The 23,369-nt window shown below is 34.4% G+C and carries 24 protein-coding genes; 8 read left to right on the top strand and 16 right to left on the bottom strand.

Features of this window, described 5'->3' with window-relative positions; genetic code table 11:
- Positions 1 to 106: 106 nt before the first annotated feature.
- The 4 genes from MHI00_RS07890 to MHI00_RS07875 form a co-directional block, all read right to left on the bottom strand.
- Positions 107 to 553: a MarR family winged helix-turn-helix transcriptional regulator gene (locus MHI00_RS07890; protein ID WP_015076452.1), complete on the bottom strand. Its 447-nt coding sequence runs from the start codon at positions 551 to 553 to the stop codon at positions 107 to 109.
- A 121-nt stretch (positions 554 to 674) separates the two neighbouring features.
- On the bottom strand, positions 675 to 1,118 hold the full coding sequence (locus MHI00_RS07885) for a GatB/YqeY domain-containing protein (protein ID WP_010053708.1): 444 nt from the start codon (positions 1,116 to 1,118) through the stop codon (positions 675 to 677).
- 33 nt (positions 1,119 to 1,151) lie between these two features.
- Complete coding sequence (gene rpsU / locus MHI00_RS07880) at positions 1,152 to 1,325, bottom strand: 30S ribosomal protein S21 (RefSeq protein WP_010053707.1); 174 nt, start codon at positions 1,323 to 1,325, stop codon at positions 1,152 to 1,154.
- 333 nt (positions 1,326 to 1,658) lie between these two features.
- A complete protein-coding gene (locus MHI00_RS07875) occupies positions 1,659 to 2,078 on the bottom strand; it encodes a Fur family transcriptional regulator (RefSeq protein ID WP_056998840.1) in 420 nt (139 codons plus the stop codon).
- Positions 2,079 to 2,310: 232 nt separating this feature from the next.
- Between MHI00_RS07875 and MHI00_RS07870 the strand changes: the two genes are divergently transcribed.
- The 3 genes from MHI00_RS07870 (at position 2,311) to MHI00_RS07860 (ending at position 4,804) form a co-directional block, all read left to right on the top strand.
- Complete coding sequence (locus MHI00_RS07870) at positions 2,311 to 2,934, top strand: helix-turn-helix transcriptional regulator (protein WP_010053704.1); 624 nt, start codon at positions 2,311 to 2,313, stop codon at positions 2,932 to 2,934.
- Positions 2,935 to 2,976: 42 nt separating this feature from the next.
- Entirely contained in the window at positions 2,977 to 3,777 is an 801-nt protein-coding gene (locus MHI00_RS07865; RefSeq protein ID WP_010053703.1) for a pyruvate, water dikinase regulatory protein, read from the top strand.
- A 196-nt stretch (positions 3,778 to 3,973) separates the two neighbouring features.
- Complete coding sequence (locus tag MHI00_RS07860; RefSeq protein ID WP_056998841.1) at positions 3,974 to 4,804, top strand: pyruvate, water dikinase regulatory protein; 831 nt, start codon at positions 3,974 to 3,976, stop codon at positions 4,802 to 4,804.
- 110 nt (positions 4,805 to 4,914) lie between these two features.
- Here MHI00_RS07860 and tuf read toward each other — a convergent pair whose 3' ends face one another.
- The 7 genes from tuf to psiE form a co-directional block, all read right to left on the bottom strand.
- Positions 4,915 to 6,102: an elongation factor Tu gene (gene tuf / locus MHI00_RS07855; RefSeq protein WP_087064524.1), complete on the bottom strand. Its 1,188-nt coding sequence runs from the start codon at positions 6,100 to 6,102 to the stop codon at positions 4,915 to 4,917.
- Positions 6,103 to 6,163: 61 nt separating this feature from the next.
- Positions 6,164 to 8,248 carry an elongation factor G gene (gene fusA, locus MHI00_RS07850; protein ID WP_057001039.1) on the bottom strand — a complete coding sequence of 695 codons (2,085 nt, stop codon included), beginning with the start codon at positions 8,246 to 8,248 and terminating at the stop codon, positions 6,164 to 6,166.
- Between the two features lie 41 nt (positions 8,249 to 8,289).
- Complete coding sequence (gene rpsG / locus MHI00_RS07845) at positions 8,290 to 8,760, bottom strand: 30S ribosomal protein S7 (protein ID WP_010053698.1); 471 nt, start codon at positions 8,758 to 8,760, stop codon at positions 8,290 to 8,292.
- Between the two features lie 56 nt (positions 8,761 to 8,816).
- Positions 8,817 to 9,230, bottom strand: a complete 414-nt coding sequence (rpsL, locus tag MHI00_RS07840) for a 30S ribosomal protein S12 (RefSeq protein ID WP_010053697.1) — start codon at positions 9,228 to 9,230, stop codon at positions 8,817 to 8,819.
- A 530-nt stretch (positions 9,231 to 9,760) separates the two neighbouring features.
- On the bottom strand, positions 9,761 to 10,594 hold the full coding sequence (locus tag MHI00_RS07835) for a TPM domain-containing protein (protein WP_057001040.1): 834 nt from the start codon (positions 10,592 to 10,594) through the stop codon (positions 9,761 to 9,763).
- Between the two features lie 40 nt (positions 10,595 to 10,634).
- Positions 10,635 to 11,201: a LemA family protein gene (locus MHI00_RS07830; protein ID WP_010051800.1), complete on the bottom strand. Its 567-nt coding sequence runs from the start codon at positions 11,199 to 11,201 to the stop codon at positions 10,635 to 10,637.
- Positions 11,202 to 11,294: 93 nt separating this feature from the next.
- The gene (psiE, locus tag MHI00_RS07825; protein ID WP_010051799.1) at positions 11,295 to 11,705 is read right to left on the bottom strand and encodes a phosphate-starvation-inducible protein PsiE; all 411 of its coding nucleotides are present in this window, start codon (positions 11,703 to 11,705) and stop codon (positions 11,295 to 11,297) included.
- 322 nt (positions 11,706 to 12,027) lie between these two features.
- Between psiE and MHI00_RS07820 the strand changes: the two genes are divergently transcribed.
- From MHI00_RS07820 to MHI00_RS07805, 4 genes are all read left to right on the top strand, one after another.
- Positions 12,028 to 12,717, top strand: coding sequence for a response regulator transcription factor (locus MHI00_RS07820; protein ID WP_010051798.1), 690 nt, complete (start codon positions 12,028 to 12,030; stop codon positions 12,715 to 12,717).
- Positions 12,718 to 12,928: 211 nt separating this feature from the next.
- Complete coding sequence (locus MHI00_RS07815) at positions 12,929 to 13,861, top strand: ATP-binding cassette domain-containing protein (RefSeq protein ID WP_015076460.1); 933 nt, start codon at positions 12,929 to 12,931, stop codon at positions 13,859 to 13,861.
- A complete protein-coding gene (locus MHI00_RS07810; protein WP_010053902.1) occupies positions 13,861 to 14,700 on the top strand; it encodes an ABC transporter permease in 840 nt (279 codons plus the stop codon). The genes MHI00_RS07815 and MHI00_RS07810 overlap by 1 nt, the downstream gene beginning before the upstream one ends.
- A 39-nt stretch (positions 14,701 to 14,739) precedes the next feature.
- A complete protein-coding gene (locus MHI00_RS07805; protein WP_010053901.1) occupies positions 14,740 to 15,648 on the top strand; it encodes a sensor histidine kinase in 909 nt (302 codons plus the stop codon).
- A 60-nt stretch (positions 15,649 to 15,708) separates the two neighbouring features.
- On the opposite strand, the gene MHI00_RS07800 is transcribed toward MHI00_RS07805, so the two are convergent.
- Both MHI00_RS07800 and MHI00_RS07795 read right to left on the bottom strand, forming a co-directional pair.
- Positions 15,709 to 17,565 carry a DUF2207 domain-containing protein gene (locus tag MHI00_RS07800; RefSeq protein ID WP_341112447.1) on the bottom strand — a complete coding sequence of 619 codons (1,857 nt, stop codon included), beginning with the start codon at positions 17,563 to 17,565 and terminating at the stop codon, positions 15,709 to 15,711.
- Between the two features lie 139 nt (positions 17,566 to 17,704).
- Positions 17,705 to 18,610 carry a deoxyribonuclease IV gene (locus tag MHI00_RS07795; RefSeq protein ID WP_010053898.1) on the bottom strand — a complete coding sequence of 302 codons (906 nt, stop codon included), beginning with the start codon at positions 18,608 to 18,610 and terminating at the stop codon, positions 17,705 to 17,707.
- A gap of 138 nt (positions 18,611 to 18,748) precedes the next feature.
- Between MHI00_RS07795 and nfsA the strand changes: the two genes are divergently transcribed.
- Positions 18,749 to 19,495, top strand: coding sequence for an oxygen-insensitive NADPH nitroreductase (gene nfsA, locus MHI00_RS07790; protein WP_010053896.1), 747 nt, complete (start codon positions 18,749 to 18,751; stop codon positions 19,493 to 19,495).
- A gap of 45 nt (positions 19,496 to 19,540) precedes the next feature.
- Here nfsA and MHI00_RS07785 read toward each other — a convergent pair whose 3' ends face one another.
- The 3 genes from MHI00_RS07785 to aspS form a co-directional block, all read right to left on the bottom strand.
- Positions 19,541 to 20,308 carry an RDD family protein gene (locus tag MHI00_RS07785; protein ID WP_201734406.1) on the bottom strand — a complete coding sequence of 256 codons (768 nt, stop codon included), beginning with the start codon at positions 20,306 to 20,308 and terminating at the stop codon, positions 19,541 to 19,543.
- A 1-nt stretch (position 20,309) separates the two neighbouring features.
- Positions 20,310 to 21,347 carry a signal peptide peptidase SppA gene (gene sppA / locus MHI00_RS07780; protein WP_035063819.1) on the bottom strand — a complete coding sequence of 346 codons (1,038 nt, stop codon included), beginning with the start codon at positions 21,345 to 21,347 and terminating at the stop codon, positions 20,310 to 20,312.
- Positions 21,348 to 21,554: 207 nt separating this feature from the next.
- The gene (gene aspS / locus MHI00_RS07775; protein WP_341112444.1) at positions 21,555 to 23,339 is read right to left on the bottom strand and encodes an aspartate--tRNA ligase; all 1,785 of its coding nucleotides are present in this window, start codon (positions 23,337 to 23,339) and stop codon (positions 21,555 to 21,557) included.
- Between the last annotated feature and the right edge of the window lie 30 nt (positions 23,340 to 23,369).

Genomic DNA, 23,369 nt, shown 5'->3' with positions numbered 1-23,369 from the left:
CCCTCGTATTCTTCCTCAAAAAATTTGTTTCACTTATTAAAACATATACCTTTTGAACTAAATTGTCAACTACTAATAATATGTAAAAAAAGAAGAAAAGTAACGGTTACTTTTCCTCTTTTTTAGATTCTTGCGGTTTAATGATGCCAGATAACTCGATAAATAATTGGTTAATTTTAATTAGTGTTGTATTCATTTCTTCTAGCTGATTTAAATCAAAATCAGCAAACAGTTTTTCAACAATTTCTGTTGCTTTTTTTGTATTTTCAATTAGTACTACACGCCTATCTTTCTTAGAACGAGTACGAAAAAGATACCCTTTTTCTTCTAATTTATCGCACATCGCGGTAGCTGCTCCCGGTGTCATAGCAAACATTTTTGAAATATCCGTAATTTTAACGTCTGATTTGATTGAAAGTGTGACTAGGACAATCATTTGACTTTCAGATAAATCCGAAGCGCTTGACGAAGTAAAAATGGTATTAAAGTCAGTGGTATTCTTTTGTATCTCACTTAACGTACTTAACACATGATTAATGAGTTCTTCTTTCATTTAATTCCTCCTCATTTAGTTGACTTATTAAAACATATACTGCTTAACAAATAAAGTCAAGGAACGAAAGCATAACAAAAAAGAGTCTAGTAGAATTTCTTCTACCACACTCTTTAAAGTTTTAGTTTAATAACTCTTTGACAATCCGATTAACTTCATTGCCATCTGCTTTACCTTTTGTTTCAGGCATCACAGCACCCATTACTTGGCCAAAGTCCTTCATAGAAGAAGCTCCAACTTTAGCAATTGCGGCACTAACAATTGTTTTAATCTCATCCTCAGAAAGTTGTTTAGGCATATATTTTTCAACAATTTCAATCTCAGCTTGAGTTTTATCAACTAAATCTTGACGATCAGCTTTTTTAAACTCTGCAACTGAATCACGACGTTGTTTCATTTCACGCGCAAGAATAGTTAATTCTTGATCTGCATTCAATTCTTCACCTAATTTAATTTGTTCATTTTGTAATGAAGCCTTAAGCATTCGAACTACAGACAAAGTTTCTTTGTCTTTTGCACGCATTGCTGTTTTCATATCTTCATTCAAAGTTGTTAGAAGTGACATTGGTGTCCCCCCTCAGTATTAGTGAAACTGTTGTTAGAATTTACGCTTTCTAGCAGCTTCAGATTTTTTCTTACGCTTCACACTTGGTTTTTCATAGAATTCGCGTTTGCGAGCTTCTTGTAAAGTACCTGTTTTAGAAACGGTACGTTTGAAGCGACGAAGAGCATCATCAAGAGATTCGTTTTTACGAACGACTGTTTTTGACATATTAAATTCCCTCCCTCCGAGCTTATAAAAGTAACCGTTTTTCATTATGCAACCAACTTAAGTTTGTCATAAATAATAACTGTCCTTCTACATTATAGCGAATGAATAAAATTACGTCAATAAAACATTTGAAATTCTTACGAAAAACTTCAAATTTTTTATTTATTTGTTGGTATATAAGCTTAGTGAGACCTATTTTTTTTAAGGACTCTCATTTTGCCTTAACATTTAATTAAAAATGTCATCCATTTTTTTGTTTATCTCTTAAAATAAGTGTATAAATCAAAAAAAGTATTTTAGAATCCCAACTAAAAAATCCTAAAATACTTCCTATTAAATGGCTACACATTTTTCACATTTTCCAAATATTTCAAATCGATGGCTTTCAATTTCACAACCTGTTAATTGATCTTCAAAAAAATTCATTGGACACATGTTAATTTCTCTCGTATTTCCACATATTGTACAGATAAAATGATGATGATGTCCTGTATGCATGCATCCAAAACGAAATATTTTTTCACCATTTAGTTCTGTTTCTTCTAGAATATTCATTTCTACAAAAGTGTATATATTTCGATAGATAGTATCATAACTTAAATTAGGATACTTATCTTTTAAACAAATTTGAACTTCCTTTGCAGTCAAGTAACGATTTTCGTTTGCAAATAATAGGAGCATATTTTCACGCTTGTCAGTGTACTTATACCCATTTTCTTTTAGTTTTTGAATTGCTTGTTCAACTGCTGTCACGCTTATTTACCCCCTTTATTCGATTAATTTCTCTATCCTCTATTATAACGATTCCTCTTCTTTTAAGCAACTATGCTTACTTATTATAAGCAAAAAAACAGAATAGAGTACTATTTACTTCAATATAAACATTTTTAATAGGTCTTTTTTCTATTTAATACGTCTTATTGCATTTTTATAGTATGTATTATATACTATTTTTTAAAGAAATGACTGCAATTGAGGTGTAACAATGGAGTTAACAACAAGACAAAAGAAAATCATTCAAATTGTTAAAACAGATGAACCGATTAGTGCCGATAATATTGCGAAACAATTAAGTTTATCCAAACCAACATTAAGAAGTGATTTAGCTATTTTAACGATGACTGGCATTTTAGATGCTCGTCCTAAAGTTGGTTACTTCTTTTCTGGACAAAATTTTGACCCGCTGCTTTTCGATGATTTATATGAAAAGAAAATTACAGAAATCATGGTTCCCCCTATTAATGTGAAAAAGGAAACTACAGTTAGTGACGCTGTAACCATGCTTTTCATGCATGATGTCGGCACTTTATATGTCGTTGAAAATGATGAATTGTTAGGTGTTATTTCACGAAAAGATTTGTTACGTAGTACGATTTCAAGTACTGATACGCATACTATCCCAGTAGCTATGATTATGACTAGGATGCCAAATGTTATTACAATTCAAGAAAATGAACGTATTCTTGATGCAGGTTACAAAATTATTCAACATGAAATTGATTCTATTCCAGTTGTTGATACACAAAATCCTCTAAAGGTAATTGGGAAAATTTCAAAAACTGTTGTACTAAAACATTTTATAAACGAAGCATTACATTTAAATAGATAATTTTATTTAATCCCTTAAACAGCTATAGAAGGAGTTTAGGTTATGAATACAAATCCTGTTATTTATGTTTTATCTGATTCGATTGGAGAAACTGCTCAAAAAGTGGTCTCTGCTGTTCTTGTTCAATTTCCAACTTTAAAAATTACAGATATTCGCCGCCATCCTTTTATTGAAGATAAGATGATGTTAAACGAAATCTTAAATGAAGCCTTAAAAGAAAATGGCGTAATCGTACATACTTTAGTGACCGCTGAATTTGTAGATTTAGTGACTAATTTTTGCCAAGATACGGGACTTTCTTTTGTTGATGTGATGAGTCCTTTAACTAAAGTTCTCCATGCTAAAACAGGAATTGCTCCAAAAGAAGAACCTGGCGCCCTTCACAAGCTTGACGAACATTATTTTAGACGTGTCTCCGCAATTGAGTTTGCCGTAAAATTTGATGATGGTAAAGATCCTAGAAGTTTTTTATTGGCAGATTATGTTATTTTAGGCATTTCACGTACCTCTAAAACACCGCTAAGTATGTATTTAGCTAACAAAAATTATAAAGTTGCAAATTTACCTTTGATTCCAGAAGCAAGTTTGCCAAAAGAATTATTTGAAATTGATCCTGCGAAGATTATCGGTCTAACAAGTAGTCCAGAAGCTCTTATGAAAATCAGAACCTCTCGCCTAAAATCGTTAGGTCTAAATGAAGATTCTAGCTACTCTAGTAAAGAACGAGTTATTGAAGAATTAGCTTATTCAGCTAAGCTTTACAGTCAGCTTGGCATTAAAGTTATTGATGTTGAACATCGAGCTATTGAAGAAACAGCTGCTCTAATTTGTGAACTACCCTAATTACGTTTGTCCCTCCATATGGAGTACAATATATTCGATACCTTTAGGCATAAAAAACCTCATTTTTGTGTCTCCTAAACCTTTTGACTTGCCTCCTCAGGGCAAGTCTTTTTTTCTACCTTAAATTTGAGTTGCTTCACTTGTTAAATACGCTATAATAAAAGAAACAATAGAAATTATTAAAGGAGCTTTTTTTATGGAGAATCAAACAGATCAATTTGTTTACATTATTTCAGATTCAGTTGGCGAAACTGCCAATAAATTAAGTCAGGCAGCCATGTCTCAATTTCCAACAACCGATTTCAATGTTTCTCGTTACCCTTTTGTACGTGGAGAAGGAACATTACTTTCAATTTTAGAACAAGCTAAGAATGAAAATGCGATGATTGTTCACACCTTAATCACGGATGGTCTAAGTAAAATTGCGTGTGATTTTTGTCAGAAACATAATTTATTTTGTTTTGACTTGTTAAACCCAATGGTAGACGAAATTGTTAAACGGACTGGATCTACTCCTAGTAAAGAACCTGGTGCCCTACATCAATTAAACGACAATTATTTCCACCGTATCGGTGCGATTGAGTTTGCCGTTAAGTACGACGATGGAAAAGATCCAAAAGGCTTCCTAGAGGCTGATATTGTTATTTTAGGCGTATCTCGTACGTCTAAAACACCTTTGAGTATGTTTTTAGCTAATAAAAACTTAAAAGTGGCAAATCTGCCATTAATCCCAGAATCACATATTCCAGATCAGTTATGGAAAGTCAATCCTAAAAAAATTGTGGGGTTAACAAATGATCCAGAACTATTAAACTCTATCCGACGTGAACGCATGATTGCTTATGGATTAAATCCAGATACGACTTATTCTGATAGAGATCGTATTAATGAAGAATTAGAATTTGCGCAAAATCTCTATGAGAAATTAGGCTGCCTAGTCATTAATGTTGCCACGAAATCAATTGAAGAAACAGCTGCCATTATTTTGGACACCCTTCAATTAGACGATATGAGCTATGATAATTAATCGTTAATAAAAAAGCGTATTCTCTTTTGAGAATACGCTTTTTTCGCCTGGACACGCATTAGTTACCTTCACTAATGTCTGATTATTTGATTGTTCTTTTAAAGGTTAAATTAAGCTTGGATTTCAGCTACAACGCCGGCTCCAACTGTACGTCCACCCTCACGGATAGAGAAGTTAGTTCCTGCTTCGATAGCGATTGGGTTGATAAGAGTTACTTCAATTGTAACGTTATCGCCAGGCATTACCATTTCAACGCCTTCTGGTAACTCACAAACACCAGTTACATCAGTTGTACGGAAGTAGAACTGTGGACGGTAGTTTGTGAAGAATGGAGTGTGACGTCCACCCTCTTCTTTTGATAATACATAGATTTCAGCTTTAAACTTTGTGTGTGGAGTGATTGTACCTGGTTTAGCAAGTACTTGTCCACGTTCGATATCTTCACGAGCTACACCACGTAGTAATGCGCCAATGTTATCTCCAGCTTGTGCGTAATCTAATAATTTACGGAACATTTCAACACCAGTTACAATTGTTTTTGTAGGGGCTTCGTTGATCCCAACAATTTCAACTTCTTCACCAACACGTACTTCACCACGTTCAACACGTCCTGTTGCAACAGTTCCACGTCCAGTGATTGAGAATACATCCTCAACTGGCATCATGAATGGTTTTTCAGTATCACGTTGTGGAGTAGGAATATACTCATCAACTGCAGCCATTAATTCTAGAACTTTTTCTTCGTATGAAGCTTCGCCTTCTAGAGCTTTAAGAGCTGAACCAGCGATAACTGGAGTATCATCACCTGGGAAATCGTATTCTGATAATAGATCACGAACTTCCATTTCGACTAATTCTAATAATTCTTCATCATCAACCATGTCTACTTTGTTTAAGAAGACAACGATGTATGGAACACCAACTTGACGAGAAAGTAAGATATGCTCACGAGTTTGTGGCATTGGACCATCTGCAGCAGATACTACTAAGATAGCACCATCCATTTGTGCAGCACCAGTGATCATATTTTTAACGTAATCCGCGTGACCTGGGCAATCTACGTGTGCGTAGTGACGAGTTTCTGTTTCATACTCGATGTGTGAAGTATTGATTGTAATACCACGTTCTTTTTCTTCTGGAGCGTTATCGATATCTGCATAGTTTTGCGCAGAACCGCCACCATGTTTAGATAATACAGTTGCGATTGCAGCTGTTAAAGTTGTTTTACCATGGTCAACGTGTCCGATAGTACCAATGTTAACGTGACTTTTTGAACGATCAAATGTTGCTTTTGCCATTTTATTATTTCCTCCTTATAATTACATCTTTTTTATTTTATTTAGAATTGGCTCGTTTAAATTAAACTTCTCCGCCATTTTTTTTAATAATTTCTTCTGAAATTGATTTTGGAACATCTTCATAATGATCAAATGTCATTGAGAATGTACCACGTCCTTGTGAAGCTGAACGCAATGTTGTTGCATAACCAAACATTTCTGATAAAGGAATCATACTTTGAACGATTTGAGCATTACCACGTGTTTCAGTTCCTTCAATTCGACCTCGACGAGCTGTAACATGTCCCATAACATCACCTAAATAATCTTCTGGTACTGTAATTTCAACCGCCATAATTGGTTCAAGAATAACAGGATTTGCTTTTTTAGCCGCATTTTTAAGTGCCATTGAAGCAGCTACCTTAAAGGCCATCTCATTTGAATCGACATCATGATACGATCCATCATACAGTTTCGCTTTAATATCCACTAATGGATAGCCAGCTAAAACGCCATTTTCTAATGCGCCTTCCAAACCGGCCTTAACAGCTGGGATATATTCACGAGGAACAACCCCACCAACAATCGCATTTTCAAATTCAAACCCTTTACCTTCTTCATTCGGTGTAAATTCAATCCATACGTGACCGTATTGACCTTTACCACCCGATTGTCGAACGAATTTACCTTCGGCTTCAGTCGAACCACGGAAGGTTTCACGATAAGATACTTGAGGAGCACCTACGCTAGCTTCTACATTAAACTCGCGACGCATACGATCAACAATAATATCTAAGTGTAACTCTCCCATCCCAGCGATAATTGTTTCGCCAGTTTCTTGGTCTGTTTCAGCCCGGAAAGTTGGATCTTCTTCAGCAAGCTTTTGTAAAGCAATACCCATTTTATCTTGATCAGCTTTTGATTTTGGCTCAATCGCTACTTGGATAACAGGTTCTGGGAAAATCATCGATTCTAAGATAACTTCTTGTTTTTCATCACATAATGTGTCACCAGTTGTTGTATCTTTAAGGCCAACTGCCGCTGCAATATCTCCTGAATAAACGACAGGAATTTCATTACGTGAATTCGCGTGCATTTGTAAAATACGACCGATTCGTTCACGTTTGCCTTTAGTCGCATTTTTTACATAAGAACCACCATTTAATGTTCCAGAATATACTCGGAAGAAAGTTAAACGTCCAACGAATGGATCTGTCATAACTTTAAATGCTAAGGCAGCAAAAGGGGCATCATCATCAGCTGGACGAGCAACAACTTCTTCAGTTCCAGGAACCGTTCCAGTAATTGCAGGTACATCCAATGGTGACGGCAAATAATCAATAACTGCATCAAGCATTAATTGAACCCCTTTATTTTTAAAGGCTGATCCACATAATACAGGATAAAATTCAGCTTTGACAGTCGCTTCACGGATAGCGTTAACGATTTCGTCATTAGTCAGCTCTTCGCCTTCTAAATATTTCATCATTAAGTCTTCGTCTGTTTCAGCAACGGCTTCGATTAATTTATCACGCCACTCATTAGCCAGTTCTTGATAGTCTGCAGGAATATCTTCCTCACGAATATTATTACCTAGATCATCTTCATAAATTTCAGCCTTCATTTTGATTAAATCAATAATTCCAGTAAAATTATCTTCAGCACCTATTGGCAATTGAATTGGATGTGCATTTGCCTGTAAACGATCATGGATTGTTCCAACAGAATATAAGAAATCAGCTCCTGTTTTATCCATTTTATTCACAAAAACAATACGAGGTACGCCATATGTTGTAGCTTGACGCCAAACGGTTTCTGTTTGTGGTTCTACACCTGATTGTGCATCAAGTAAAGCAACAGCTCCATCTAACACGCGCAGTGAACGTTCTACTTCAACAGTGAAATCAACGTGACCAGGAGTATCAATAATATTCACGCGGTAGCCATTCCATTCTGCTGTTGTTGCTGCAGATGTAATCGTAATTCCACGTTCTTGCTCTTGATCCATCCAGTCCATTTGTGCTCCACCATCATGCGTCTCACCAATTTTATGAATTTTACCTGTGTAATAAAGGACACGCTCTGTTGTTGTTGTTTTACCAGCATCAATATGCGCCATAATTCCAATATTACGTGTTTTTTCTAGAGAAAACTCTCTTTTTGACATTAGTTTCGTACACCTCTCTTTTGGTTAAAATTTAAGCTGTATTACCAACGATAATGAGCAAAAGCTTTATTGGCTTCTGCCATTTTATGAGTATCTTCACGTTTTTTAACAGCTGAACCAGTATTGTTAGCAGCATCCATGATTTCTTTTGCAAGACGTTGTTCCATAGTGTCTTCTCCACGTAAACGTGAATAGCTTACTAACCAACGTAAACCAAGCGCTGTACGACGATCGGCACGAACTTCAACTGGAACTTGATAGTTAGAACCCCCAACACGACGAGCTTTAACTTCTAGCACAGGCATGATATTTTTCATTGCTTGTTCAAATACTTCCATTGGATCATTGCCAGTTTCCTCTTTGATCATTTCAAATGAACTATAAAGAATTGTAGCTGCTTTTCCACGTTTTCCATCAACCATAATACGGTTAACTAAACGTGTTACTAATTTTGAATTATAAATTGGATCAGGTAAGACATCACGTTTTGTAATCGGACCTTTACGAGGCATCCAAATTCCTCCTTTCAAAGAGTATATTTTTTAAGTTTAACAATTTCATCTAAAATTTAAGCTTTTGGTCTTTTCGCACCATATTTTGAACGGCTTTGTTTACGATCTGTCACTCCAGCTGTATCTAAAGCACCACGAACAATATGATAACGAACTCCTGGTAAATCTTTTACACGTCCACCACGAATAAGAACGACACTATGTTCTTGTAAGTTGTGCCCAATTCCTGGGATATAAGCAGTCACTTCTAATAAGTTAGACAAACGCACACGAGCATACTTACGTAACGCTGAGTTAGGTTTTTTAGGCGTCATTGTTCCCACACGAGTACATACACCACGTTTTTGAGGTGATTTAGTGTCTGTTTGACGTTTCTTAAAACTGTTGTAGCCTTTGTTCAATGCTGGTGAATCTGACATTGATTTTGTTGACTTACGACGCTTACGAACTAATTGATTAATTGTAGGCATTTAATTTCCCCCTTCCTAAATTCTTTCATACTAGGTCCACACATCCGGGTGATTCTTTTTTTTGCAAAAAAAAACAACTAACTGTTTAAAGCAATAAAATCGTCCCTGTATGTACGCTGTTGGCTGATTAAATTTCCCAGCTACCTTTCCTTAAGACTGGTGTTAAAGGAATCTCTTTCAAAGCCACTACCAATACTATCAGCTTTAAATATTTTGTCAACCGTTATTATATAAAAAGTTATTTTTTCTTGAAATAGATAACACAAAAAAATATAAAAAGTTATTTTTTTATTTGAAATTTCATTGCCATCTCAATGTTATCCTTTGTTTTTGGTATTCATTTTAGATAACATTGCTATTTTTTTTATTTTTTAACAATTTTTTTAAAAGTGCTTTTTTTAAATTCATTTCCTCTATCTTTATTCAATAAAAGAACCCTCAAATAAATAGTTGTTATTAAAAAAACTGTTAAGCACGAATTGCATTTCGTACTTAACAGTTTTTAATTTTAGATTTCTTTGATACTATTCTTAAAAACTCCTGCCAGCTCCGCCTCCGCCGCTAGAACCGCCACCGCCAAAGGAGCCTCCACCACCAAAGCCGCCAGAACCTCCTGAACCACTGCCACCTCTGAAAATTCCGCTAGATAAGCCAAATAATAGTGGTGAAATGTTTCCTCTACGTCTACGTCCACCTGGGCCATTAGAACCGCCTCCACCAAAAAATATACTGACTACAACAATGATTCCAATCAAAATAAAAACACTTAGTATTCCAGAATCATCGCTATCTGAATATTTCTCAGCATCAACTTCGTATCCAGAGAAAATTTCCTCATTCTTAAAATCGTATTCACCATTTATTTTAACTGCTACTTCTGTAAAGATACTCTTTAAAGCTTCGTCAAATTTATCGGCTTTTAACAAGTCTATATTCCGATCCAAAATTGCACCTGTACCACTATCTGTTAATGCTCCTTCAAGACCATATCCAACTTCAATCCAAATTTGGCGCTCTTCAAGTGAAAATAAAATTAGCACTCCGTTATCCAATTTTTTATTGCCAATTTGCCATTTTTCAAATAATTGATTGGCATAGTCCTCCCGCGTTAACCCCTGCATATTTTTTACAGCTGCAACAGCAATTTGAGGTTTCTCTGTGGTTTGTTGATAGTTATTATTCACTGATTGAATAAATTGCTCAGTAGTTGAGGATAGAATTTTTGCGTCGTCCACATAATAATTAGAGGTCGCCGCTGGAAAAGTAGGCGCTGCTTTTATTGTTTGTGGAAAAAAGAACAGGGCCATTAAACTAACGACAATTACGCTCAGATACAAAGACAATTGTTTATTTTTAATTTGCATTTTCTTCAGCTCCTAGGCTCTTTTCACTCATAAATTCTTTTTAATCAAAATTAACTGATGGAGCTTTATCGGCTCCATCTACTGCAGTAAAGAATGCTCGAGGTTCAAAGCCAGTCATGTTCGCAATAATTGAGCCTGGGAATCTTTTGACTTTATTATTATACGTTTGAACAGCTTTATTATAGCGATCACGCTCAACAGAAATTCTATTTTCAGTTCCTGCTAATTCATCCATTAATCCCTGTACATTTTGATTTGATTTTAAATCAGGGTAATTTTCAACAACAACTAATAATCTTGAAACAGCTGATTCTAGTTCATTATTGGCTTTAACCTTATCATCTACTGTCTTTGCTCCACTTAACTTAGAACGCGCATCAGCAATTGCACCAAAAACTTCCTTCTCTTGTGTCATACTTCCTTTAACAGAATTGACCAAATTGGGAATTAAATCATATCTTCTTTGTAATTTTGATTCGACATTTGCCCACTGAGAATCGACAGCACTCTCGGCATTTACCAATGAATTGTATGAGGTAATAAATGGAATAGCTAGTAGAGCTAAAACCACCACCACTCCAATAACAGCTTTCATCCAATTTTTCATTTTCATTCCTACTTTCTATAATTATTTAAATTAAAAATGTAACTTAATTATACAATATGCACAATCTGAAAGAATCCATCTAAAGGTGTATCTTTATTTTGTATCTAGATTATTCCTTTTGACAATCACTAACGCTACTAATAGAACGACAATTCCAGCTGATAAAATTAATGTGTCAATTGGTTGGCCATGATTAGTAATAATGATTCTAATTACCGCTGTAATGCCAATATAAATGAAATAATCCAAAGGAAAATGATAGTTGGATTCAAAATATTTCACAACGAGGGAAATAAACTCGAAGTACAAGAAGAAAACTAATATTTCTTGAATCAATTCATAATAGTCATGAAATCCATTTTGGGTAATCATTAAGAAAATATAGACAATCTCTTTGGCTAAACAATAGGCTAAAACTAAACCTAAAATAGATAACGCAACATTTAGTAACAATCTTAAGAATTTAGCTATTTTTAAGGTATATTTATTCTCATTAAATTCCATCTTGCTCACTCATTTCTTTTTGGGTATAGTTTATCATAACTTTTTTTTAGGAAAATAAAAAGAAATAATGTTTAATTTTCTCATTTTATTTAAATTTCTTACTAAATGTAAAGTATTTCTTTATTCCGATAAAAACCACACTATTTTAATTAAAACTTGGTATAATAGTTTTTAAAGAACTTATTTGCATGGTTTTTACTAGGATTATCTGAATTTTCAACCTATACTTACTTAGTGTGGCTATTTTAGTATTCTGTTTTTTCAAAAAAACTGAAAATTCGAATCTGATTGAACCTACTATTCTATAATTGGAGGAACTAAAATGAAAAAAATATTAATTGTTGAAGATGATAATGACATTAACAAACTTTTATCTGAATTTTTATCTGCTGAAGGATATGAGACACAATCAGCTTTTTCAGGCACAGAAGTTCAATTTTATACAAAACAAACTCAATTTGATTTAATCCTTTTAGATTTGATGCTACCTGGAATCAATGGTGAAGAGATTATTCAAGAAATTCGTCAAACAAACCAAACTCCCATCATCGTGATTTCAGCTAAATCTGATAAGCAATCTAAAATAGATGTTCTAAAATCAGGTGCAGATGACTTTGTTTCAAAACCTTTTGATTTAGATATTCTTTCTGCAAGAATTGAAACCAATTTGCGCAGAAGCAACACTCTTCCTATTGATACAAAAAACATGGAGTTAACGCATAAAGGGATTCTTCTACAACCAGATAGTCGCAAAGTATATTTAAATGAACAGTTATTGAAACTAACAAACTTTGAATTTGATATTTTAGCTCTTTTAATGTCTAATCCGAAAAAAGTATTTACTAAAAGTAATATTTTTGAAAGTGTTTGGCAGGAAGAATCTTTGGTTGGCGATGATGGGACTGTCAGTGTTCATATTAGTCATTTACGGACTAAATTTGCAAAAGTAAGCCCTGATATTGTTTATATTGACACTGTTTGGGGTATTGGCTTTAAAATGAATGATGATTAGTTTCTTGACTAACAAAGCTTATTAGTTTCTTACAGTTTATCTTTTAAACTTAAACTGTTGTTGCTTCAATTTTATTAGGCTAGTTCTTTTGAGCCAGTCCTTCGAGAAAAAGATGACATTTCGAGGTGGCAAAAAATGCCACCTCAAATTTCCCTATTTTCTTGCCAGGCCTAACCGGCTCAACAAACTTTTTATGCAAAGGAGAACTTTTATGCTGGAACCTGTCTTAGTGACTTATAATTTAAGTAAATATTTTAAAAAAGAAGCCGTTGTAAAACAGGTTTCTTTACGAATCAATAAAGGCGATATCTACGGATTTGTTGGGAAAAATGGGGCTGGTAAAACAACTACACTTGAGATGCTTTCTGCCCTTATTGAACCCGATTCTGGAGAAATAGAACTTTTTGGCGTACACGAAAAAGTCAAAAAAAGACGAGAAATGAAACGTATGGCCGTTCTTGTTGGTGAACCAGCCTATTTCCCTAAGCTAACTGCAAAAGAAAATTTGACTTATTTTTGTTCACAACACGGAATCGTAGAAACAGAATTGATTGATAAAACATTATTAAAAATGGGATTAGATCCTTGTGATAAGAAAAAAGCTCGCTCTTTTTCTTTAGGTATGAAACAACGCTTAGGGCTTGCCTATGTATTTATACATCCAGCCGATTTGATTATCTTAGATGAACCAACAAATGGACTGGATGCTTCTTCCATTACAACTTTAAGAAACTTAATCTTGGAATTAAATCAAAAATATCAAGTAACTTTTCTAATTGCGAGTCATTTGCTATCAGAATTAGAAACGATTGCGACTAAATATGGTTTTATTCATAATGGCGCCTTGATTGAAGAATTAGATCAACAAACTTTAGCTGAAAAGCTTAGCCCAAAAATTAAAATTATTCCATCTGATATTGAGAAAACCATCGTCTTGTTAGAAACGATGGTTGATTCAGATGATTTTGAAGTTTTGCCGCATAATGTCATTGTTGTTCGCTCAGATAAAATATCTGTTGAAGAATTGAGCTTATTCTTTTTTAATGAACAACTTTATATTAAAGAAATTTATGAAATCAAACCAACATTGGAACAATATTTCACGCACTTATTAAAAGAACAACAACGAAAGGATGGCCTGTGATGTGGCTATTAATTAAAGCTGATTTTTATCGGTACACTAGAGGCAAAAAATGGATTGGACTTTTTGCTACACTCTTGGTTATTTCAATAACAAGTATTGCAACTTATTATTATATTCCTCTACTGCTAGATTCGATTGCCGTTAGTAATACAGAAGAGCCACTTGACATAGAAACTATCCAGGAAGGTGAAACGATTAGGCGCGAAGTGCAAGAAGCTAATGCTCCAACTTTTCTTAAAGTGACTGGTGGGAATACTTTTTGGGTAGTCCTTTTAGTTATTTTTGTTAGTATTAACTTTTTGGTGGAAGATTTCAACTCTCGTATTCACAAAAATAATCTCTCCTTTGGCATCTCCAGGAAACAAATCTATTTAGGAAAATATTTTTTCGGTTTATTAGCCATAACTATTATCACTAGCTTCTATCACTTTTCTTCTTTAATTATTAACTGCTTATTATTTAATATTACGGATTCTTTTTTTGATTACTTTTCACGAACTGTACAAGTTGTTTTGATGCAACTACCTTTATTTTTTGCTATTTATGCCGTTTGCTTTGGTTTTGTATATCTACTTAAAAGCAAACTTAAAATCTATGGAATTATTTTTGGTGGTTCACTTATTTTGATTCCAATTCAAATGAAGCTAGCAAAATTTTTCCCAGATGCGGTTCCAATGATTGATCGCTTCAAAATTCTTTCTAGTATTGGAAAAATAGGTAGTTGGGAAAATCATTCTCTCGACCGATATGCTTTAAATTTAATTATTTTTTCTTTGTATAGTCTGGTCTTCTTAACATTAGGTTGGATAGGATTTAAAAATTACAATCTAGAAAAATAATTTTTAATTATTAAATAAAATGAATTGAAAGGACTTATTATGACATATTTGTTTATTTTTGTTTTAGGTATTTTAGTTGGATCTGTATCTTTTCGTTTTTTTATTAATCAGCAGCTTAAAACAATGACTACGAATTTAAAAACAATTACTAAACGTTCGACAAATGAACGACTTCGAATTAGCTCCGGTCAAAAAGAAATCAAAAAGTTAGTAAAACAAATTAATCTTCAATTAGAAAAAGAGCAACAAACTCGTCTCTTAATCGATGAAGAATTTCTTTTGTTACGACAAGCAATGACTAATATGTCTCACGATTTACGAACTCCCTTAACCTCGATTTTAGGGTATTTAAAATTAGCAGAAAAAGACACTATTACTCCAGCAGAAAATAAACGCTACTTAGCGGTAGTAAAAAGTAAAACAATCAATTTAAATTATCTTATTGAGCAATTTTTTGAACTATCACGCATCGAATCTAAAATTCTAGTCGTTGTTAAGGAACCTGTTGATTTAACAAGTATTATCCAAGAGATTTTAGCTAGCTACTATGAAGATTTCATTCAAAAACAAACGATTCCAACAATTACGATTCCAGAGCATCCTGTTTGGGGTATGGGGGATAAAGAAGCCTTACGTCGCGTTTTTAATAATCTTTTACAAAATATGTTAAAACATAATGCTTCTAGCGTCTGCCTTTCATTAGAAGAACAACCTGAAAAACAAACTGTCTTATTAACATTCAAAAATCATGCACCTAATTTATCTCCAGAAGATGTGAAACAAATTTTCAATCGCTTTTATACAGCCGACCGCATGCGTAGTGGTCAAAATACCGGTTTAGGATTAACAATCGTGAAAGAACTTGTCATACAAATGGGTGGCGAAATCGATGCTCGTTTGCAAAATCAGCAATTAGCTATCTCAATTAAGCTTGCAATGAAAGAGTAGATTTTGGCTAATTAAAAAGCAGTGTACATCCTTAATTAAAAGGATATACACTGCTTTTTTCTAAAAGGCTCCGCCGCCTGATCCGCCACCAAAACCTCCTGATGAACCACCACTAAAGCCTCCGCCAGTACCGCTAGCGCTACTTGCATTTGAGACTGCATTGCCCATTGCATTATTAAAGCTAGTTTCAAAACCAGAATTAACACTTGATCCAAAATTAGAATGGAACATTGCTCCGTAAAGATAATAATGGCCAATCGTCATTGAGTCTAATGCTTCAGCAGGAAATTGAAGTGCCAAAGCTTTGATTACTTCTGTCGAAACACCTAATGAGATAGCATAAACCAAAAAGTGATCCCAAATAATTAATGAACCAACATCAGCCATTTTTAGATTGCTAACATCGCGTAACATATCAGAGAAGGCTTGCCATTGACGAACGGCTGTTTCTCCTTCTAGTGTGCGGACAGGGAAAAAACCAATCCATTGTACTGCATTTATAACTGAAACTACAAAAAGCAGAATCATTATAAGTGGATAAAAAGCATTTAGCGTACCCATCAGAATTAAGGTCACAATTAATAAAATAAATAAGAAAATACTATAAACACTAATAAAAGTCAGTGCTTTTGTATTAGTCTTTGAAATATACCCTTTCTCATCTGCAGCTAATTTGACTTTATCTTGCCATTTTTTATATGAATCAGTAAATTTTTTCGCCTTCTTTTGTTCTTTCTTTCCATAGTCTTCAATCATTTTCAAAGTGACTGCTTCGCCATTTCCAACTTGGTCAAACAACCATTTCATTAAATATTTCTCATGACTCAGTAAAGTTAACTCTGGTGGATTAGACACTTTTTTTAACAAAAATGTTGTTTTTCCTTTTTTCGACTTACCAATCTCAATCTCATCAATCGTAACTTGTTTTTTTCGAACTAAATCCATTAAAGTCGCTGTAATCTCAGTAGTCCTTGGCGCTTTATTCTTCGTAGCACTGTACATAACTGCCGGCGTCATATCTTCTGGCAATTCATATAAATGTTCTGGAACAAAAAGGTCTTTGAATTTATTTTTTTGAGCTATTTTTCTACCCCAAATAGAGCCAACAACTGCCACCACAACTGAAATCACAGCTATAATAATAAAAATCCACATAATTGTTTGTCTTTTTCTATTAGCTGCCTCAGCCATTTCTTTTTCTTCAGCCATAATTTTAGCTAAGCGCTTTTCATTTTTAACATTTGGATTATCTGGAGTCACAGCCGTTGGAAAAATGACTCGAGCTTCAACAAAGGTATTGCTTGGATTATTTGGAACCTCAAGTTGAACTTTTTTATCCTTTATCACAGCAATTTTCCCACTTAAATCGCCATGAGCCCATGCTCGTAAAGTGCCTTTTTCAGCTGCTTGGGGTAAATTGATATGAATGATAATATTATCAATTGGATCTTCCCAACCCGCACCAATTAATCGTCCATTAAACTCTGCTGTATCCGTATAATTAGTTACTACTTCTGGAATTTTGTATCGATAAACGACTGTTTTTTGTTCATCATTCGCTTTTTGAAAAACTTTAAATTTCAAAAAGTTATTCTCTTCTGTTAGCTGATATGTCCCAACTTTTTCTGAATCATTTTGAGTAAAAGGAGCTGATTCTTGCCCATCTTTCCCTTTAACAGTTACTTCAATGTTTGTTACATCTTTAATACCTGTTCGATCTAGATTATAAAATACTCCATTAAACGACCCATCAAAATCATAGGTTATTTCTTCTTTGAATTCTCCACTACCGTCTTTTTGTAAATCAACATTGACATCGTAACTCGTTATTTCATAACTACCATCAGCTAGTGCCAACATGTCAAATGAACCTAAAGCCAACAACAATACAACTAATCCAACCAACTTTTTCTTCATTTCTCATCCCACCTTAACATAATATATATAATTATATTATGCCACATTTAGTTCTATTAAACCAATGAATTCGTTTTAATCAAGCAAGAAAACACCTGATTAAGTCTTCAATCACTTAATCAGGTGTTCAATAATAATCTTATTCAAATCCAACTTGATTTAAAATATCTTCAATCAAATTAGGATTAAATTTCTGTTCTCTAAACATTTTTATTTCATAGCCGTATGGTGCCTTTTTATCTTTCTTGTCTTCCCCAACATAAGGCGTTTCTAATATCTTAGCTAGATCTGATAATTTCGGATGATGAACAACTTTATTTAAGGCTTCAAACCCAATTGTTCCAAATCCAATATTTGCATGGCGATCTTTGTGGCTACCTTGTGGATTTTTAGAATCATTAACATGGATAACTTTCAAACGGTCTAATCCAATAATTCGGTCAAACTCTTCCAATACACCATCAAAATCTTCTCGGACATTGTAGCCTGCATCATTGATATGACAAGTATCCAATGTTACAGATAATTTCTCATTTAGTGTTACTCCTTCAATGATTTTAGCTAATTCTTCAAAAGTACGGCCAATCTCAGTACCTTTTCCAGCCATTGTTTCAAGAGCAATTTGAGCCGTTTGATCTTTCGTTAGAACTTCATTTAATCCTTTAACAATTTGAGCAATTGCAGCATCTGCTCCTGCTCCAACATGAGCACCTGGATGCATAGTTATCTGTTTAGCTCCCAAAGCCTCAGAACGAACAATTTCTTCTCGTAAAAATTGAGTAGCAAAACCAAAATTTTCTGGTTTAATTGTATTACCTAAATTGATAATATAAGGGGCATGAACAACAATATTTGATAGTTTGTGTTCTTTCATAAACGCTTCGCCAGCTGGAATATTCATCTCTTCAATTGCTTTTCGACGTGTATTTTGAGGAGCACCTGTATAAATCATAAATGTATCAGCATTGTAGCTCGCTGCTTCTTCAGCCGCACCAAGCAACATTTTTTTTCCACTCATCGAAACATGACTTCCTATTAAAACCATTATTTATCTCCTCTTTCTCTCTTTAGCAGTATCTCCTCTATTGTATGTGAAATTGTCTAAAAGTACAAATAATTTATTGCAAAATGATAAATTAACGTTACAATAAAGAGTAGAATATAATGAAGTGAGGAATGAACTATGAATCCAGTTATTGAAACAATTATCAAACATAAAAGTATTCGAAAATTTAAAGAAACTCCTTTAAGTAAGGAGCAAGTTGAACTTCTAGTAACAGCAGCTCAACATACATCAACTAGTAGTTTTATGCAATCTTATTCTATTATTGGTGTCACAGATCCTATAAAAAAACAACAACTAGCCGAAGTTGGCAATCAACCTTACATTGCTGAAGCAGGTCATCTTTTCGTTTTTGTTGCTGATTTAAACCGCAATAAACAAATTGCTGAAAAAAATGAAAAAGATACGACTGTTTTAGAGTCCACTGATCGTTTCTTAGTAGGTTTTACAGATGCTAGTTTAGCTGCTCAAACAACTTTATTAGCTGCAGAAAGTCTCGGACTTGGGGGTGTATTCTTAGGAAGCCTTTTGAACAATGCAGAAAAAGTTATTGAAATTTTAGAATTACCTACTCAAACGTTCCCTGTCGTTGGTTTAGCTGTTGGCTATCCTGACCAAGAACCACAATTAAAACCACGTTTGCCAATGGCTCATATTTATCATGAAAATACTTACAAGGTTCAAAGTGAACCTCAGGAAGCTTTAGCAGACTACGATTCAGTTGTAACAGAGTACTATGATTTAAGAAATGCAAATACTCGCATTGATAGTTTTACAAATCAAGCGACTAAAAGTATGGATTTAAAACACCCTGGACGGATGAAATTATTAGAAATGATTCATGCACAAAACTTGCTAAAGTATTAGCTATACGAAAAAAGGTCCTTCTGCACTTAGAAGGACCTTTTTAAGTTAAACAGGATCTAGTTGGCTGGCTTTCAATAAATTCTCAGACACAACTGAGGTATCGGAAAGCAAATCCCCGACATGTTGTTTTTGAGGTGTAAAGAGCAATACTAAATATAGCGCTCTTAGAACACTTAGATTTAAAAAATAGCGACAGAATCCTTCACGAACAAGAACTGTGCTCCAACTTAAATTTTGCTCTTTAAAACAGACTACTCGCAATCCAAAAATCATTTTCCCAACAGTTTGTCCATTGGTAAATTTTGTCATTAGAATAAAATAAAGTAAATAAACAGCCAAATGAGCTAATGTATAGTAGCTAAAACTTGCAGTATCCTTCGGCAAATTGAATGCTGTAAACATATTATTAACGGCGATTCGACCAATACTTTGAATAACGATTAAATCAACAAGGTAGGCAAACAATCTCAACCATAAACCTCCATAAAAATAATCAGGATAGCGATGGAACGGGCGATTTTCTAAATCTTCTTTCACTTGCTTCTCTTGCCAATATTGCCTTCTTATTTCTCTCGTGCTGAGGGTATTTTCAAGAGGGGACTCTTTTTCCTCTGCACTTGGCGAACTTAATTTTTCTTGACTAGTAGGTATGTTACTTGATAATTTTATGCCCTGTGTTTCAAAAGAAGGCTCTTTACTACTTAATTCTTCTTTCACCATCTCTGCTTGAAATTCCTCTTTACTAAATTGTCTAGTTGAAGATTTTTTTTCTTCTTCGGAGTCAATTTTTTTATTTAAAAATTCTCTATCCATCTCATTCACCTCCGTACAAATACATCATTTTAGGTGATTCTACGGTTCCGAATTTTTCAATTAAGCGATTCAGCTCTGAAACAGTGTTTTTTTCTGGTGCAAGTGCACTACTGGCTTTAGAGAATAGTAGACTACTCAAGGGAAAACTAGCTGCTTGATATTCAAAAACTTGTGCATTTTTTAAATTAAAATCCTTTTTCAATGCGTTAATCGCATCTTCTTTATAGCCAATTTCATCAACTAAACCCACACTTTTAGCTTGAGCACCATCGTAAATACGCCCATCTGCCAATTCTCGAACACGAGCCTCATCCATTTCTCGTCCTTCTACAATAACATTTACAAAACGAGCATAGGAATCATCAATCATGGTTTGTAAAATGGCTTTATCGCCATCTGTTACTGGTCTTGATTGTGACATAATATCTTTATATTCGCCACTTTTGATTGTGGTATCACTAATACCTAATTTGTCATAAAGCCCGCTATAATTTAAGCCAGACATAATTACACCAATTGAGCCAGTCATGGTTTCTTCGGTTGCAAAAATTTTATCTGCGTTGGCGGAGATATAGTAGCCACCACTAGCAGCCATATTTTGCATCGAAACATACAAAGGCTTCTTCGTTTTATTTTTAATTTCAACTAGTTTATCTTTTATTTGAGCACTTTCAAAGGTACCACCACCTGGTGAATTCACCACTAAAACGATTCCTTTTACTGCTTTATCTTCTTCAATCCATTGTAATTGCTGCATAAAAGCAGCATGATCGTAACCCGCACTACCAAAAAGTCCTGAAGTGCCTCCGGATACAATCGTTCCATCAACAGTTAAAACAGCAATTTGTTTATCGGTCGAACCGTCTTCAATAATCGTTTTAGAAACTTGATCTTCGCCAAATAAGGACTGGTAGGTTCCTGTTAAAGAATCCGTTTGATCTTTTTCTTTTTTTACAACGCCCATCATATAAGTCGAAGCAAAGGATAACAGAAACAACCCTACAGCGATTCCAATTGCTGTCCATCTCTTTTTATTCATTTTGTATCTCCTCCTCTTGTTCCATTTTTATTCATTCAACCCATCTCTATTTTGGCAAAAAACAACTGATATTGCAAGCTGTATCCAATTAATGCTTTATTTTTTTAGTAATCTATTTGGGACATAAAAAATAAATAATAAAGAGCAGTTAAATCAAGAGTTTGAAATCCTGATTTAACTGCTCAATCTACCCTGCTTTTACCTAATTTATTCTGTTTCTTCTTCTGCTTCAATACGAGTTGTCTTAATTGATAACTCATCCAGTTGGGCTGGGCTAACAATACTTGGTGCAGCAGTCAGCGGATCAACTGCTTTTCCATTTTTAGGAAAAGCAATGACTTCACGAATATTTTCTTTTCCTGCTAAAAGCATTGCTAGACGATCTAAACCTAATGCGATTCCGCCATGTGGTGGAAATCCATAATCTAAAGCTTCTAGCAAGAAACCAAATTGTTCCTCTGCAGCTTTTTTAGTAAAACCTAATGCTGTGAACATTTTTTCTTGAATATCACGAGAATGGATACGTAATGATCCACCACCTAATTCATACCCATTTAAAACAATATCATAGGCTTCTGCATAAACTTTACTTGGATCTGTTGTCAACAACTCAATATCTGACTCTTTCGGCATAGTAAATGGATGGTGAGCTGAAGTATAACGATTATTTTCTTCATCAAATTCAAGCAATGGCCAGTTTACAACCCATAGGAAAGCAAATTGTGATTCATCAATTAAATCCAACTCTTTACCTAATTTCAAACGAAGCGCTCCTAAAGTATCTGCAACGACAGATTTCTTATCAGCGACAAATAATAATAAATCACCTGCTTCTGCATCCATTGCCTGAATAATTGTCTCGCTATCTTCTGTAAAGAAACGCGCAATTGGTCCAGTAAGTCCTGTTTCTTCTACTTTTAACCACGCCAAACCTTTAGCGCCATAAACACTTGCAAATGTACCTAATTCATCGATTTCTTTACGAGTGAATTTTGTTGCAGCACCTTTAACGTTAATTCCTTTAACTTCTCCACCGGTAGCAATTGCTCCACTAAATACTTTGAAACTTGAGTCTTTCATTGCTTCACTAAGTTGAACAAGTTCTAAACCAAAACGAACATCTGGCTTGTCGCTACCATAACGACTAATCGCTTCATCATAGTCCATACGAGGTAATGGCAAATCTATCTTAACGCCTTTAACATCTTCCATCACTTTTTTCAGTAAACCTTCTGTTAAATCTTGAATTTCTTCCGCTTCTAAAAAGCTCGTTTCGATATCAATTTGAGTAAACTCAGGTTGACGATCACCACGTAAATCTTCATCACGGAAACAACGAACGATTTGGTAATAACGATCGAATCCAGCACCCATCAGTAATTGTTTAAATAACTGTGGCGATTGTGGCAAAGCATAAAAATGACCTGGATGAACACGAGATGGGACTAGATAATCTCTAGCTCCTTCAGGTGTTGATTTTGTCATATAAGGTGTTTCAATATCAATAAAACCATCATGGTCTAAATAATCACGAATTGATTTTGTAATTCCGTGACGCATAATAATGCTTTTAGCCATTTCAGGACGACGTAAATCTAAATAGCGATATTCCAAACGTTTTTCATCTGAAACACTAACGCCATCTTCAATATAAAATGGGGTTGTCTTGGCTTTATTTAGAACGGTTAATTTTGTTGCTTCAAGTTCGACTGCTCCTGTAGCAAGATTTGGATTGATTGCATCCGCCTCGCGTTTAACAACTTTACCAGTTACTTCAATTACGTATTCACTTCTAACTTTTTCAGCAATTTCTAGTGCCTCTTTTGAAAAAGTTGGATTAAACACAATTTGCACGAGTCCTTCACGATCACGTAGATCAATAAAAATTAGATCTCCATGATTTCTTCTCTTTTGTACCCATCCTTTTAAAGTAATTTCTTGTCCAACTAATTCTTCTGATACTTGCCCTGCATATATAGTCCGTTTTGCCATCTATTTCTTCACTCCTAGTCTAATTAATTC

The sequence above is a fragment of the Carnobacterium sp. FSL E2-0243 genome, assembly GCF_038003605.1.
Classification (GTDB): Bacteria; Bacillota; Bacilli; order Lactobacillales; family Carnobacteriaceae; genus Carnobacterium; species Carnobacterium maltaromaticum.
The sequence above is the reverse complement of the archived record's forward strand: the minus strand, read 5'-3'. Positions and strand labels throughout refer to the sequence as shown.

Coding starts and splice junctions, on each gene's coding strand:
- MHI00_RS07815 (WP_015076460.1), top strand. CDS start 12,929: ATGCTGGAACCTGTCTTAGTGACTTATAATTTAAGTAAATATTTTAAA.
- rpsU (WP_010053707.1), bottom strand. CDS start 1,325: ATGTCAAAAACAGTCGTTCGTAAAAACGAATCTCTTGATGATGCTCTT.
- rpsG (WP_010053698.1), bottom strand. CDS start 8,760: ATGCCTCGTAAAGGTCCGATTACAAAACGTGATGTCTTACCTGATCCA.
- fusA (WP_057001039.1), bottom strand. CDS start 8,248: ATGTCAAAAAGAGAGTTTTCTCTAGAAAAAACACGTAATATTGGAATT.
- MHI00_RS07795 (WP_010053898.1), bottom strand. CDS start 18,610: ATGGTTTTAATAGGAAGTCATGTTTCGATGAGTGGAAAAAAAATGTTG.
- tuf (WP_087064524.1), bottom strand. CDS start 6,102: ATGGCAAAAGCAACATTTGATCGTTCAAAAAGTCACGTTAACATTGGT.
- MHI00_RS07785 (WP_201734406.1), bottom strand. CDS start 20,308: ATGGATAGAGAATTTTTAAATAAAAAAATTGACTCCGAAGAAGAAAAA.
- MHI00_RS07860 (WP_056998841.1), top strand. CDS start 3,974: ATGGAGAATCAAACAGATCAATTTGTTTACATTATTTCAGATTCAGTT.
- MHI00_RS07800 (WP_341112447.1), bottom strand. CDS start 17,565: ATGAAGAAAAAGTTGGTTGGATTAGTTGTATTGTTGTTGGCTTTAGGT.
- MHI00_RS07870 (WP_010053704.1), top strand. CDS start 2,311: ATGGAGTTAACAACAAGACAAAAGAAAATCATTCAAATTGTTAAAACA.
- MHI00_RS07885 (WP_010053708.1), bottom strand. CDS start 1,118: ATGTCACTTCTAACAACTTTGAATGAAGATATGAAAACAGCAATGCGT.
- psiE (WP_010051799.1), bottom strand. CDS start 11,705: ATGGAATTTAATGAGAATAAATATACCTTAAAAATAGCTAAATTCTTA.
- sppA (WP_035063819.1), bottom strand. CDS start 21,347: ATGAATAAAAAGAGATGGACAGCAATTGGAATCGCTGTAGGGTTGTTT.
- MHI00_RS07890 (WP_015076452.1), bottom strand. CDS start 553: ATGAAAGAAGAACTCATTAATCATGTGTTAAGTACGTTAAGTGAGATA.
- MHI00_RS07820 (WP_010051798.1), top strand. CDS start 12,028: ATGAAAAAAATATTAATTGTTGAAGATGATAATGACATTAACAAACTT.
- MHI00_RS07830 (WP_010051800.1), bottom strand. CDS start 11,201: ATGAAAAATTGGATGAAAGCTGTTATTGGAGTGGTGGTGGTTTTAGCT.
- MHI00_RS07835 (WP_057001040.1), bottom strand. CDS start 10,594: ATGCAAATTAAAAATAAACAATTGTCTTTGTATCTGAGCGTAATTGTC.
- MHI00_RS07865 (WP_010053703.1), top strand. CDS start 2,977: ATGAATACAAATCCTGTTATTTATGTTTTATCTGATTCGATTGGAGAA.
- rpsL (WP_010053697.1), bottom strand. CDS start 9,230: ATGCCTACAATTAATCAATTAGTTCGTAAGCGTCGTAAGTCAACAAAA.
- aspS (WP_341112444.1), bottom strand. CDS start 23,339: ATGGCAAAACGGACTATATATGCAGGGCAAGTATCAGAAGAATTAGTT.
- nfsA (WP_010053896.1), top strand. CDS start 18,749: ATGAATCCAGTTATTGAAACAATTATCAAACATAAAAGTATTCGAAAA.
- MHI00_RS07810 (WP_010053902.1), top strand. CDS start 13,861: ATGTGGCTATTAATTAAAGCTGATTTTTATCGGTACACTAGAGGCAAA.
- MHI00_RS07805 (WP_010053901.1), top strand. CDS start 14,740: ATGACATATTTGTTTATTTTTGTTTTAGGTATTTTAGTTGGATCTGTA.